Annotated in this window: 12 protein-coding genes and 2 riboswitches; of the genes, 9 read left to right on the forward strand and 3 right to left on the reverse strand. The window is 69.7% G+C overall.

What is annotated here, in order from left to right; translation table 11 throughout:
* Positions 1–56 precede the first annotated feature (56 nt).
* Positions 57–258: riboswitch (cobalamin riboswitch) on the reverse strand.
* 318 nt (positions 259–576) lie between these two features.
* From DKG74_RS19625 to DKG74_RS19635, 3 genes are all read left to right on the forward strand, one after another.
* Positions 577–1,662 (forward strand): MBL fold metallo-hydrolase, encoded by a 1,086-nt coding sequence (locus tag DKG74_RS19625; protein ID WP_109907882.1) that lies wholly within the window; start codon positions 577–579, stop codon positions 1,660–1,662.
* 82 nt (positions 1,663–1,744) lie between these two features.
* The gene (cobO, locus tag DKG74_RS19630) at positions 1,745–2,356 is read left to right on the forward strand and encodes a cob(I)yrinic acid a,c-diamide adenosyltransferase (RefSeq protein WP_109907883.1); all 612 of its coding nucleotides are present in this window, start codon (positions 1,745–1,747) and stop codon (positions 2,354–2,356) included.
* Entirely contained in the window at positions 2,356–3,801 is a 1,446-nt protein-coding gene (locus DKG74_RS19635) for a cobyric acid synthase (RefSeq protein WP_207779432.1), read from the forward strand. The genes cobO and DKG74_RS19635 overlap by 1 nt, the downstream gene beginning before the upstream one ends.
* 101 nt (positions 3,802–3,902) lie before the next feature.
* On the opposite strand, the gene DKG74_RS19640 is transcribed toward DKG74_RS19635, so the two are convergent.
* The 3 genes from DKG74_RS19640 to DKG74_RS19650 form a co-directional block, all read right to left on the reverse strand.
* Positions 3,903–4,829 (reverse strand): DUF6925 family protein, encoded by a 927-nt coding sequence (locus tag DKG74_RS19640; RefSeq protein WP_109907884.1) that lies wholly within the window; start codon positions 4,827–4,829, stop codon positions 3,903–3,905.
* Positions 4,826–5,590 carry a CbtA family protein gene (locus tag DKG74_RS19645; RefSeq protein WP_109907885.1) on the reverse strand — a complete coding sequence of 255 codons (765 nt, stop codon included), beginning with the start codon at positions 5,588–5,590 and terminating at the stop codon, positions 4,826–4,828. Before DKG74_RS19645 ends, DKG74_RS19640 begins: the two co-directional genes overlap by 4 nt.
* A gap of 18 nt (positions 5,591–5,608) precedes the next feature.
* The gene (locus DKG74_RS19650; RefSeq protein WP_109907886.1) at positions 5,609–5,827 is read right to left on the reverse strand and encodes a CbtB domain-containing protein; all 219 of its coding nucleotides are present in this window, start codon (positions 5,825–5,827) and stop codon (positions 5,609–5,611) included.
* A riboswitch (cobalamin riboswitch) is annotated at positions 5,814–5,954 on the reverse strand. Its footprint overlaps the gene before it by 14 nt.
* A 174-nt stretch (positions 5,955–6,128) precedes the next feature.
* Between DKG74_RS19650 and DKG74_RS19655 the strand changes: the two genes are divergently transcribed.
* From DKG74_RS19655 to DKG74_RS19680, 6 genes are all read left to right on the forward strand, one after another.
* The gene (locus DKG74_RS19655; protein WP_109907887.1) at positions 6,129–7,310 is read left to right on the forward strand and encodes a lipid-transfer protein; all 1,182 of its coding nucleotides are present in this window, start codon (positions 6,129–6,131) and stop codon (positions 7,308–7,310) included.
* Positions 7,311–7,321: 11 nt separating this feature from the next.
* Positions 7,322–7,762: a MaoC family dehydratase N-terminal domain-containing protein gene (locus tag DKG74_RS19660; RefSeq protein WP_109907888.1), complete on the forward strand. Its 441-nt coding sequence runs from the start codon at positions 7,322–7,324 to the stop codon at positions 7,760–7,762.
* Positions 7,763–7,776: 14 nt separating this feature from the next.
* Positions 7,777–8,184 (forward strand): MaoC family dehydratase, encoded by a 408-nt coding sequence (locus tag DKG74_RS19665; RefSeq protein WP_207779433.1) that lies wholly within the window; start codon positions 7,777–7,779, stop codon positions 8,182–8,184.
* Positions 8,185–8,207: 23 nt separating this feature from the next.
* Positions 8,208–9,041, forward strand: a complete 834-nt coding sequence (locus tag DKG74_RS19670; RefSeq protein ID WP_109907890.1) for an SDR family NAD(P)-dependent oxidoreductase — start codon at positions 8,208–8,210, stop codon at positions 9,039–9,041.
* Between the two features lie 5 nt (positions 9,042–9,046).
* Entirely contained in the window at positions 9,047–10,606 is a 1,560-nt protein-coding gene (locus DKG74_RS19675) for an acyl-CoA synthetase (RefSeq protein ID WP_109907891.1), read from the forward strand.
* A 73-nt stretch (positions 10,607–10,679) separates the two neighbouring features.
* The gene (locus DKG74_RS19680; RefSeq protein ID WP_109907892.1) at positions 10,680–13,382 is read left to right on the forward strand and encodes a winged helix-turn-helix domain-containing protein; all 2,703 of its coding nucleotides are present in this window, start codon (positions 10,680–10,682) and stop codon (positions 13,380–13,382) included.
* Positions 13,383–13,435: the final 53 nt, after the last annotated feature.

The raw sequence follows: 13,435 nt of genomic DNA on the forward strand, positions 1-13,435 counted from the left end.
CCGAAGGAGGATGCGGGCAAGCGTCCACCTGCCGGTCGCGAACACCCCGTTCGCCCGATCAGAAACATGCGCTGGCAGGTCTCCCGGCTTGCGGATTCAGGAATTTCTTCCAACGGTCGCCCGCCTTCCCGGCCTTGCGGCCAGTGGCTTGGACGACCTCTCCGGTCACGGTCGCGGGGGCGGCTGCGCTTCGGGTTTCCCCTGTCGCATTCCCTCTTCGCCTGTCTTACGACAGGAACCAGCGCGGCCCCAACAGAAGGGGCGCGCGCCCGATTGTCAAGCCCCGCGCTGAAAAGGGCGGGGCGCCTCAGTCCGGGGCGGGGGCGAAGCGGCCCGGGTGGTCGAGCTTCCAGCTCGCCATCATCGTGACCGAGACCTGGAGCGACAGGCTGGTGGCGAAGCCGCGCCGGGCGGAACGGTTTCCGCGCCGCCCCTCATCACGCCGCAGCCCGGATAATGACCGGCATTATTCTACGCAAGGGTTTCGATAAATCGCCGGACGGTTGCGGGCTTGCGCCGAACGGGCGATGATATTAATGTCATACATTAAATTTACCCTGACACAGGTGGGCAGGCATGATCCGCTGGCTACGCATCCTCCTCCTTTCGCTTGCCGTCGCCGGTGCCGTGGCGGCCGGTCTGTGGGCCTACGCCGGCGACCGCATCGTCCTGGCGCTGGCCGGGCGGATCGCCGCCGCCAATCTCGCGGCGGACCGCGCCGCCAGCCTGCCCGACGGTCTCCACCTGGCGATCTGCGGCGCGGGCGGACCGATGCCCGATCCCGCCCGCTCCGGCCCCTGTCAGCTGGTCATCGCCGGCGACCAGCAATTCCTGGTCGACGCCGGCAGCCTCGGCGCCCGCAACCTGACGCGCATGGGCTTTCGCACCGGATCAATCACCGCGATCCTGCTGACCCATTTCCATTCCGACCATATCGACGGCCTGGGCGAGGCGTTGATGCTGCGCTGGGCGGGCAACGCCCATACGGCGCCGACCCCGGTCCTCGGCCCGCCGGGCGTGGCGGGCGTGGTCGACGGCTTCAACGCGGCCTATGCCCTCGACAGCGGCTATCGCACCGCCCATCACAGCCCCGCCGTGATGCCACCCGGCGGCGCCGGCGGCCGGGCCGAGACTTTCGACACGCCGCCCCCGGGCGAAGGCGTCACCGTCTGGGACCGGGACGGCGTCAGGATCACCGCCTTTTCCGTCCCGCATGAGCCCGCCTCGCCCGCCGTCGGCTACCGGTTCGATTACAAGGGCCGCAGCCTGGTGATCAGTGGCGATACAGGCCCGAGCCCGACGGTCGAGACTTTCGCCCGGGGCGCCGATCTTCTCGCCCATGAGGCGCTGGCGCCGAAGCTGATCGCGGTGCTGGGCGACGCCGCCCGGGCGGCGGGCCGGGACAATCTCGTCAAGATCATGCATGACATTCCGAATTACCACACGTCGCCCGCGCAGGCGGCCCAGCTGGCGGCGCGGGCGGGGGTGAAGCATCTCGTCTTCACCCATGTGACCCCGCCCCTGCCCAATCCGCTGCTGAGCCGGCTGTTCCTCGAAGGTGTCGACGACGCCTTTGGCGGCCCGGCCGACATCGCGAGGGATGGCGATCTCTATTCCCTGCCGGCCGGGGGTGAGGCCATCACCCTCGAGCATCTGTTCTAGCGGCCGGCCACAGCACCCATCTTCGCATCCCCCCCGCCCTGTCGTAAACAGAGCAGGACGAATCGAGGAACGGGAGCTGCCGATGACCGGGGAAGACGCCGCCGAACACGCCGCGAAAATGGCCCGCATCAAAGCCGCGCGCGAGCGCATGATGGCGCAGCGGCAGGACGAAAAGGGCCTCGTCATCGTTCATACCGGCAGCGGCAAAGGCAAGAGTTCCGCCGGTTTCGGCATGATCTTCCGCGCCATCGCCCATGGCATGAGATGCGCCGTCGTGCAGTTCATCAAGGGCGCGCGCGACACCGGCGAGCGGCGCCTGATCGAGGCGCATTTTCCCCATCTGTGCCGCTTCCACACCATGGGCGAAGGCTTCACCTGGGAGACGCAGGACAAGGCGCGCGACATCGCCGCCGCCCGCGCCGGCTGGGACAAGGCGAAGGGCCTGATCCGCGATCCCGCCCTTCGCATGGTGCTCCTCGACGAGATCAATATCGCGCTGCGCTACGACTATCTCGATATCGCCGAGGTGCTGGCATTCCTGCGCGACGAGAAACCCCCCATGACCCATGTCGTGCTGACCGGCCGGAACGCGAAGCCCGAGCTGATCGACTTCGCCGACCTCGTCACCGAGATGACGCTGGTGAAACATCCCTTCCGGTCCGGCATCAAGGCGCAGGCCGGGGTGGAGTTCTGATGCGCGCCCTGATGATCCAGGGCACCGGCTCCAACGTCGGCAAGTCGCTGCTGGTCGCCGGCCTGTGCCGGGCGGCGCGGCACCGGGGCATCGCGGTCGCGCCGTTCAAGCCGCAGAACATGTCGAATAATGCCGCCGTGACCGCCGACGGCGGCGAGATCGGCCGGGCGCAGGCCCTGCAGGCGCTGGCCTGCGGGCTCGATCCCCTCGTTCACATGAACCCCGTGCTGCTGAAACCCGAAAGCGAGACGGGCGCCCAGGTGATCGTGCAGGGCCGGCGCCGCACCACCACCCGCGCCGCCGATTACGCCGCGCTGAAGGCCGGCCTGATGGCCAGCGTGCTCGACAGTTTCCGCCACCTCGGCACCATCGCCGACCTCGTCATCGTCGAAGGCGCGGGCAGCCCGGCGGAGGTGAACCTGCGCGCGAACGACATTGCCAACATGGGCTTCGCCCGGGCGGCGGGCGTTCCCGTGATCCTGGCCGGCGACATCGACCGGGGCGGCGTGATCGCCCAATTGGTCGGCACCAAAGCGGTGCTAGACCCGGCCGACGCCGCCATGATCGAAGGCTTCCTGATCAACAAGTTCCGCGGCGATCCCACCCTGTTCGAGGGCGGCTACCGCGAGATCGCGGCGCGGACGGGCTGGCGCGGTTACGGCGTGCTGCCCTATTTCGCCGGGGCCGCCCGCCTGCCGGCGGAAGATGCCCTCGACCTCGGCCGGGCGGGTAGCGGCGGCCCCTTGCGCATCGCCTGCCTCGCCTTCTCGCGCATCGCCAATTTCGACGATCTGGACCCGTTGCGTCTCAGCCCCGGCGTCGACCTCGTCATGATCGAGGCCGGGCAGGCGATCCCGGGCGATTGCGCGCTGGTCATCCTGCCCGGCAGCAAGTCGACCCGGGGCGATCTCGCCTTTCTGCGGCAACAGGGTTGGGACATCGACCTCGCCGGTCATGTCCGACGTGGCGGCCGCGTGCTCGGCATCTGCGGCGGCTATCAGATGCTGGGCCAGCGCATCGCCGATCCCAACGGAGTCGAAGGCCCGCCGGGCGAGGATACGGGCCTTGGCCTGCTCGACGTCGAGACGGTGATGACGGCGGACAAGCGCCTGACCCGGGTCGCGGGGACCCATGTCGCCAGCGGCCAGCCGGTCGAAGGTTACGAAATCCACCTCGGCCGGACCGAGGGAGCCGACCGCGCCCGGCCCTTCGCCCGCATCGACGGCGCGGCGGAAGGCGCGATTTCGCCCGACGGCCGGATCATGGGCAGTTACCTGCACGGTCTCTTTGCCGCCGACGATTTTCGCGCCGCCTTCCTCGAAGGGCTGGGCGCGGCGGCGCCCGCCACCGCCTATGGCGCCCTGGTCGAGGCGACGCTGGACGGGCTCGCCGATCATCTGGAGCGACATCTCGACGTCGACGGCCTGCTCGCCCTCGCCCGTTAGCAGACTCCCGCCTCGTCATGCCGGCGCAGGCCGGCATCTTTTGACGCATGGGGCGCCCTTCCGTCCCAAGGTTCCGCCCTGCGCCGGGACGGCGATGCTTTCTATGCGATCATGGAGGCGGCCGCGGCGCGGTCGTGAAACACCAGCCAGTCGTCCAGCCGGGGCGACGGGGCAAGCCGGCGTTGCTGGCGCAGGGTGACCCGCAGGCAGGCGCGGGCGAAGCGGTCGCGCGGCACCGAAACTGCATCCGGCCCCTGTCCCGCCGCCAGTGCCGCGAGAACGGCGTGCTTCAGGCGGACCAGCCGCCTCGGGCCAAAGACCGCATACAAGTCCTGAAACCGCTGGTGTTCCGCCGGATCGAAGGGCTTGGTCCGGCCCGCGCCAGGAGGCGGGAACAGGAAGCCGCAGGGCACCAGATGACGGGGCAACGGCAGGGTGGCGGCATGACGCCGACCGGCGCCAAAGCCCGCGGGCAGCAGCAGCGGAACCTGCCCCACCGCCAGCTCCAGCCGGCCGGCGCGGCTCTTGAACAGCCAGGTCGCGCCCAGCCCGGTCAGCGCGGCGGGATCGACCTGTTGCCCGATCAGGCGATCGAGCGACCGCGCCTGCTCGGCCGTGGTCGCGCGCAGGCACAGCCGCCCCCGACAATCGCCGAGGCCGAGATCATAGAGCACGCCGGGGCCGAGAATCGCCCCCCGGTCCGTACCGAGGCGGACAAGCCCACGCGGTGTCGGAAGGGGCGGCACGCAAAGCGCGATGCCATGATTCCACGAGACCGGATCGGCGCTCAGGCTCTCGTAGGCGAGGAGGCGAAAACCCCCGCGCCGAACGAGGCGGAGCGCACCATGGGCCCCGATGGCGGTCACCGTGGAGGGCAGGGCGGTGACCGCCATCGGTATGCCGTCGGCGGCGAAGCGACCGACGGCATGTCCAAAGCCCATGCTCCAGACCATCGCGGGATCGGCGAGCAGGGCGGCGAGCGCGTCGAAGGGGCGATCCCGCCGCCAGCCCGGAACCAGCGCGGTCACGCCGCCCGCAACAGCCCGCTTCCCCGCGCGGCCTCGAGCCGGCGTTCGGCGACAAGGCCGAAGCCGAGACCGAGCGCGGCCCACAGCACCGCCTGGGTACCGACGGCAGCCAGACGGAAATCCCACAGCAGCGCGGCCGGAAATTCCGCGGGCATCTCGGTCACCGCCGGCAGCGCCAGCATGGCGGCGGTCACCGCGCCGAGATAGAGCGCGCCCCCCAGGATGGCGCCGTTCCAGAGCCCGAGCGCGCGGGCCGCCCGGCGTCCGCCGGCCAGCGCGGCCACGGCCGCCGCCAGCGAGAACAACACCATGGAGAGATAGAGCGCGGTGCGCGGCCCGATGGTCTCGGGGCTGCTGACCACCGGCGGGCTGGCCGGATATTTGATCTGCGGCACCAGATAGATCACGGCGAAACCGGCGAGGGCGAGCAGCGCCGCCGTGGCCCGCGGCCCGATGGCGCCGAGCCTGCCTTGCGCATAGGCGAAGACGAGGGCGAGGATACCGCCGAGGGCGGCGCCATAGACGACGGTGCCGGTCAGCAGGCCGAGACCGCGCTGCACGTCGCGGCTGACCAGCTCGGGCTCGTCGGCGGCGCCATGGGTGTCGGCGGTGTCGCCACCGCCATGGCTATGGGAGGGCGCGCCCTCGAGGGCGATGGCGCGCTCGACCGGCGGTTCGCCGAAGACCCGGGCGAAACCGAAGGCGAGCAGACCCGCGAGGATGCCGATCAGCATCCCCCGCATCAGCAGGGCAGGAACCATGATGAAACGCCTTCGATCTCAGTGGCAGGGAAAGCCGAGCAGATGGCGGGCGTCGTGCACGAATTCATGCACATACATGCCCTCGAAGATCGAGGTGGCGCCCTGTTCGGCGCCGACGAAATAGATCGCCACCAGCGACAGCAGCCCGGCGAAAATCGCCCAGGGCAGGATGTCATGCAGCGGAATGGCGGAAGGTGAAATCGCCCGGGTCACCGGCGCGATGGTCGCGTGGCTCATCTGTCTGTCCTTTGGGATTGCGCGTCCCGTTAGAGTGTGCGTGCCGGGGGCGGGTCTGGCTTACGCCCCGGTCATATGACCTTGGCGATTACAGTGGCGCGACCGCGCCGGAATTGCACCGGCTTCCAGTCCCCGACAAACGCCGACAGAGTGGGCCGTGGTCGCGCCGATGTCAATGCGGGTGCGAAAGGAAGGCCTCCCCGCCCCTCCCCATCGGGGAGGGGGTCGGCCGGCCCCCGTCCGCCTACAGTGGCCGCCGAAGCGCCGAGCCGGCGCCCTGTCCCCATCGAGGAGCGAGAAGATGAGCAAGGTCGTGGTCGCTGGCGTCGGCATGATTCCCTTCGTGAAGCCGGGGGCCAACAAGCCCTATCCCGAAATGGCGACCGAAGCCCTGCGCGCCGCCTTCGCCGATGCCGGCCTCGACTATGGCGCGGTCCAGCAGGCCTATGTCGGCTATGTCTATGGCGATTCGACCGCCGGCCAATGCGCGCTCTACGACTTCGGCATGACCGGCATTCCGGTCTTCAATGTGAACAACAATTGCTCGACCGGCTCGTCCGCCCTGTTCCTCGCCCGCCAGGCGGTCGAAAGCGGCGTCGTCGACTGCGCCCTCGCCCTCGGCTTCGAGCAGATGAACCCCGGCGCCCTCGGCTCGGTCTTCGGCGACCGGCCGAGCCCGTTCCAGCGCTTCGACGACGCCACCGCCGAACTGGTCGGCCATGCCGAAATCCCGCTCGCCCTGCGCTATTTCGGCGGCGCCGGCCTTGCCCACATGCAGCAATACGGCACGCCGCTCGAGACCTTCGCCAAGATCAGGGCCAAGGCCAGCCGCCATGCCGCCAACAATCCGGTCGCCCTGTTCCGCAGCGTGCTGACGGCGGACGACGTGCTCGCCTCGCCCGTGATGTGGCCGGGGGTGATGACCCGGCTGATGGCCTGCCCGCCGACCTGCGGCGCCGCCGCCGCCATCCTGTGCTCCGAGAGTTTCGCCGCCCGCCACGGCCTCGATGCCTCGGTGCGCATCCGCGCCCAGGCCATGACGACGGACACGCCGGTCAGCTTCGAGGCGCGCGACATGCGCGAGGTGGTGGGCGCCAGCATGACCAAATCCGCCGCCCGCCAGGTCTATGAAGCGGCGGGCATCGGCCCCGAGGATATCGACGTCGTCGAGCTGCACGACTGCTTCGCCCATAACGAGCTGATCACCTACGAGGCCCTCGGCCTCTGCCCCGACGGCGGCGCGCAGAAATTCGTCGACGACGGCGACAATACCTATGGCGGAAAATTCGTCACCAACCCGTCGGGCGGGCTGCTGTCCAAGGGCCATCCGCTGGGCGCCACCGGCCTTGCGCAATGCACCGAGCTGGTCCAGCAGCTGCGCGGCACCGCCGACAGGCGCCAGGTCGAGGGGGCGAGCCTCGCGCTTCAGCACAATCTCGGCCTTGGCGGCGCCTGCGTCGTCACCCTCTATGAAAAGCACTAAAGGGGGCCGCCGTGATTGATCGCAAGTGGATCGGCCATGTCTCCGCCCCGTCGGAGCTGGCCCTCGACCGTGGGCGCCTGCGCTTCTTCGCCGAGGCGATCGGCGAGACCGACCCCGTCTATACCGATGTCGAGGTGGCGCAGGCCGCAGGCTACGCCGACCTGCCGGCCCCGCCCACCTTCCTCTTCGCCGCGGAAATGGACAGTGGCGCGGTGATGCAGACCCTGACCGACCTCGGCATCCCGCTCGCCCGGCTGCTGCATGGCGAACAGGGCTTCACCTATCACAAGCCGGCCTGCGCGGGCGATGTGATCACCGTCGTCTCCCGCATCGCCGACATCTACGACAAGAAGGGCGGGGCCCTCGAATTCGTCGTGAAACAGGCCGAGGCGCGCAATCAGGCGGGCGAGCTGGTGGCCGAGCTGCGCACCTCCTTCGTCTGCCGGAATTGATGAGGAACCCCGCCATGATCGAAACCGTGGAAACCGGGCAGGAGCTGCCGCCCCTGACCCTGAAGCCGGTGGACCGCACCACCCTCGCCCTGTTTTGCGGCGCGTCGGGCGATCACAACCCGATCCATATCGACATCGACTTCGCCCGCAAGGCCGGAATGCCCGATGTTTTCGCCCACGGGATGCTGGGCATGGCCTGGATGGGCCGGCTGCTGACCCGCTGGGCACCGCAGAGCCGGCTGCGCCGTTTCGACGTGCGCTTCCAGGGCATCACCCATCTGGGCAACGCGATCACCGTGCGCGGCCGCGTGACCGGGATCGTCGAGCTGAATGGCGAGCGCTGCGCCCGCGTCGAGGTCAGCAATTCCAATCAATACGGCCAGGTGAAAATCGCCGGCGAAGCCCTGATCGCGCTCGGCTGACGGTCACGGTGAGGAGAGAGAACATGTCGAACAAGCTCGAGGGCAAGGTCGCCCTCGTCACCGGCTCGGGCCGCGGCATCGGCCGGGCGATCGCGCTGAAACTGGCGTCCGAAGGGGCGCGGGTCGTCGTCAACGATCTCGACCCCGGCCCCGCCGCCGAAGTGGTGGAGGCGATCCGCGACGCGGGCGGCGATGCCGTCGCCTGCATCGGCAGCGTGACCGCGCCCGATTTCGCCGAACGCTTCGTCGGCACCGCGGTCGAGACCTACCGGGCACTCGACATCATCGTGAACAATGCCGGTTACACCTGGGACAGCGTCGTCCAGAAGATGACCGACGAGCAATGGTACGCGATGATCGACGTGCATCTGACCGCGCCCTTCCGCATCCTGCGCGCCGCCCAGCCGGTGATCCGGGACCAGGCCAGGGCCGATGCCGAGGCCGGCCGCCGGATCGTGCGCAAGGTCGTGAACATCTCGTCGGTCGCCGGCCTGTTCGGCAATGCCGGCCAGACCAATTATTCGGCGGCCAAGGCGGGCATCACCGGCATGACCATGACCCTGGCCAAGGAATGGGGCCGCATGAACACCACGGTGAATTGCGTCGCCTATGGTTTCATCAAGACCCGCCTGACCGAGGCCGCCGCCGGCGCCAACGCGACGGCCAATATCGAGGGGCGCGAGATCAAGGTTGGCGTCAATCCCGACCTGCTTGCCATGATGGAACGCTCGATCCCGCTCGGCCGGGGCGGCACGCCCGAGGAGGCGGCCAATGCGGTCTATCTGTTCTGCATCCCGGAAAGCGATTATGTCAGCGGCCAGACACTGATCTGCTCCGGCGGGCTGACCGGGATCTGACGGCGATGTATATCACCCAGCCGCTTCACCGCGCCGTGCAGCAGCATCCGGACCGGATCGCCCTGCGCTGCGGCCGGCGGAGTCAGACCTTCCGCACGCTGGCGGACCGGGTCGCCCGGCTGGCCGGTGCCCTGCAGGGCCTTGGCATGGCGACCGGCGACCGGGTGGCCATCCTGTCCCTGAACTCGGACCGTTACTTCGAGGCGATGATCGCCGTCCCCTATGGCGGCGGCGTCATCAACCCCTGCAACATCCGCTGGTCGGCGGCCGAGCTGCTTTACGCGCTCGAGGATTCAGGCTCGCGCATTCTCCTCGTCGACGATGCCTTCGCTGCCCTCGCGACGCGGCTACAGGCCGATTGCCCCTGGCCGCTGACCCTCGTCCACTGCGGCGACGGCGAGACGCCCGCCGGCATGGCGGCTTACGAGAAGCTGATCGCCGGGGCGCAGCCGGTGCCCGATGCCGTCCGCCGGGGCGACGATCTGCTGGGCCTGTTCTATACCGGCGGCACCACGGGCAACCCCAAGGGCGTGATGATCAGCCACGGCGGCATGTATGCCTCGCTGCTGTCCCTCCTCGCCGAGGGCATGGCGCCCGAGGGCGGCGTCTACCTTCATGCCGCGCCCATGTTCCATGTCGCCGATATCGGCATGTCCGGCGTCCAGTGGGTGCGCGGCAACACCCAGAGTTTCATCGGCGCCTTCTCGCCGACCGCCGTGGTCGAGGCGATCGAGCGCGACCGGGTGAGCCATGTCCTGCTGGTGCCGACCATGATCCAGATGCTGGTCGACCATCCGGTGATGCGCGAGGGCCGCGACCTGTCCAGCCTGAAATGCATTGTCTACGGCGCCTCGCCGATGTCGGAGGCGCTGCTCGACCGCGCCATGGCGGTGCTGCCCGGGGTCGATTTCATGCAGGCCTATGGCATGACCGAACTCTCCCCCCTCGCCACCCTGTGCCCGGCCGAATATCACCGGCCCGAGGGGCGCAAGCTGGGCAAGCTGCGCTCGGCCGGGCGGGCCAGCTTCTGCACCGAGGTCCGCATCGTCAAGGCGGACGGCCGCGAGGTGCCGCGCGGCACCGTGGGCGAAGTCGTGGTGCGCGGCCCCAATGTCATGCGGGGCTACTGGAACAAGCCCGAGCTGACGGCACAGACGGTCCGCGACGGCTGGATGCACACCGGCGACGGCGCCTATATGGACGACGACGGCTTCATCTTCATCGTCGACCGGGTGAAGGACATGATCATCTCGGGCGGGGAGAACGTCTATTCGGCCGAGGTCGAGAATGTCATCGCCCAGCATCCGCTGGTCGCGACCTGCGCCGTGATCGGCATCCCGAGCGCGGACTGGGGCGAGAGCGTCCATGCCGTCGTCGTGCCGAAGCCGGGCGCCGCCCTCTCGGCCGAGGAGGTGACGGCCTTCTGCCGGGAGCGGATCGCCGGCTACAAATGCCCGCGCAGCGTCGACTTCGTTGCAGAACTGCCCGTGTCCGGCGCCGGCAAGGTGCTGAAAACCGCTCTGCGCGCGCCCTATTGGGGCGATCGCAAAAACCAGGTGGCCTGAGCCTGCCCCCCTGTATCATGGGCGATACCGACGATGCGAAGAAGGATGACACGGCCCGCGCGCCCGACTTGCCATGACCACGCCGCCCGTCTCGCTCATCCGCACCAAGCTCGCCCCGCCCCGGGTCGGCGGCCCGGCCATCGGGCGGGAGCGTATTCTCGACCATCTGCAGGCACGGCGGGACCGCGCGCTCACCCTGATCCTCGGCCCCGCCGGCAGCGGCAAGACCACCCTCGCCGCGCTGTGGCGCCAGCGCCTGATCGCCGATGGCATCGCCGTCGCCTGGTATAACGTCGGCGAGGACGACGACGAGGTGCAATGGGCCGCCTACTGGTTCGCCGCCCTCGCGGAAGCCGGGGTCGATGTCGGGCCGGCGCTGGCCCAGGCCCTGCAATGCGAGGGCTTCGAGACAGCGGGGCGTTTCGTCGCCCAGACCGCCAACGCGCTGGTTGCCCATGCCCGGCCGGTGGTCATGGTGCTCGAGGACCTGCATATCCTGAAGGCCCGGCAACCCTTTGCCCTGTTGCAGCAACTGCTGCACCTGCTGCCGGCCAATTTCCATCTGGCGATCACCGCGCGCACGCCGCCGCCGCTCGACCTCGGCGATTTCCGGCTCAAGGACCAGATGACCGAGGTCAATTTCGACGAACTGCGCCTCTCGCCCGAGGAACAGGGGGCCTTCATCGAGGCTCTGGGCCTGCCCCGACCGACGGCGGGACAGACGTGGCGCCTGTTCGCCCTGACCGAAGGCTGGATCGCCGGCACCCAGTTGCTGGCCCTCGCGATCAGGAAGCAGGGCGATGCCGACGCCGTGCTGGCGCGGCTGGACCGGCTGGCGGCCCCGGTCGCCGACGATGGCCTGACGTCCTATGTCGAGGATGCCATCGGCGCCGTGCTCGAGCCGGAACAGCTGGCGCTGCTGGTCAAGGTCGCGGCCTGCCGGCGCTTCACCGCCGCGCTCTGCGCCGAGCTTTGCGACGATGCCGGGGCCGGCGCGCTGCTGGCGACACTGGCGGCCCAGCATTATTTCGTCTCGCCCATCGACAGCGACGAACCGCTGGTCTGGTACCGTTTCCACCGCATCTTCGCCGCCTTCCTGAAGCGCCGCCTGCTCGCCCTGCCGGCGGCGCAGCTGGCCGAGATCAATCGCCGGGCCAGCCTGTGGTTCGAGCGCCAGGGCCTGACCACCGAGGCGCTGCGCCATGCCCGCCACGCCGGCGATACCTCGCGCATGGCGGCGCTGATCGGCGATGCCGCCCGGCCCCTGCTCTATGCCGGGCAATTCTCGCAGCTGCTGCGCTGGGCGGCGGACCTGCCTGCCGATGCCAAGGCCGAGCGCATCGACACCCTGCTCAGCATCGGCTGGTCGCAGGTCGGCGTCCGCCGCCGCGGCGAGCTGGCGGCGACCATGGCGGCGATCGGGGCCCATCCGGCGGCGATGCGGCCGGAGGTCGATTTCGAGCTGCGCCTGATGCGTGCCCTCGACCTCTTCACCCGCGACGATTCGGCGGCGGCCATGGCCCTGCTCGCGCCCGCGCTCGACGATCCGCCGCCGACCGACGGCTTCAACCTGCTGATGCTGGGCGCGGTCGGCGGCATGGCGCTGATCGGCGCCGGCCAGCACGAAAGGGCGCGCGATTTCGCCGCCGATTGTCAGGCCCGACTGCGGTCCCGCCACGGCGCCCGCGCCCGGCCCTGGCTGGAAGGCGTGATCGGCCACAGTTTCCTGGTCCAGGGCGACTTCATCCAGGCGCGTGACGTGCTGAGCCGTACCTTGCGCGACCTTGGCCGGGACGAGCTGCTGGCGGAACATTCGGCCGGCCATCTCGCCGGCTATCTGGCCGAGGTCAGCTACCAGCTGAACGATTTCGAGGCGGCGGAAGACCATCTCGATATCTATCTGGAGGCGGGCGACGTCGCGGGCGGCCTCGATGCCCGGCTGCACGCCCTGCGCACGCGGGCGCGGCTGCACGCGAGGCGCGGCGACGGCGCCCGTGCGCTCGATGCCCTCGACGAGATGGAGCGTCTGGCCCAGGACGAGGGCTGGGACCGGCTCGCCGCCTGGAGCCTCGCCGAACGGGTGCGCCTGCTTGGCCAGCGCAGCCAGACGATCACGGCGATGCGCGAGGCGCTGCGGCGGCTGCGGCGCATGGCGGCGCGACACGCCGGGGCGACCGGCACCCTGGCGGAAATCGGCCTCGCCGCCGCCATCGCCGAAGCGGATGCCGCCGCCGCCGAATGCGACTGGCAGCGGGTGATCGAGCTTTCGACGCCGCTCGCCGGGCAATTGCGCGACGGGGGCCGCATGTTCCTCGCCGCCCGCCAGACCCTGTGCGTCGCCCTCGCCCTGCAGGATCAGGGGCGCGAGGCGGCCGCGGACGATATCGCCCGCGGCCTTCTGATGACGGCGGAACATTGCGGCATGTACCGACTGTTCCTCGACGGCGGGGCCGGCGCGCTGACGCTCTGCCGCCGGCTGCGCGAGAACGCGGCCCTCCGACCGGAGGAGCGGCGCCTGCTCGATGCCTCCCTCGGCACCGCGCGGCAGCCGGCGGCTTCCCCGGCCGCGCCGCGCGAAGGCGGCACGCTTTCGCCCAAGGAGCGGGAAATCGTCCAGCTGCTCGACAGGGCACTGTCGATCAAGACCATCGCCCGGGCGCTGAACGTCTCGCCCGGCACGATCAAATGGCACCTGAAGAATGTCTACGCCAAGCTCGACGCCGTCTCGCGCGAGGATGCGGTGGCCCGGGCCCGGGCGGCGAGGCTGCTGACCTGAGCGCGCCGCCGGCTTCGACGCGCGCGACACGGAAGGCGATTCACAGCGCGCCT

The organism is Zavarzinia aquatilis, from assembly GCF_003173035.1.
In the GTDB taxonomy this organism is placed as follows: Bacteria; Pseudomonadota; Alphaproteobacteria; order Zavarziniales; family Zavarziniaceae; genus Zavarzinia; species Zavarzinia aquatilis.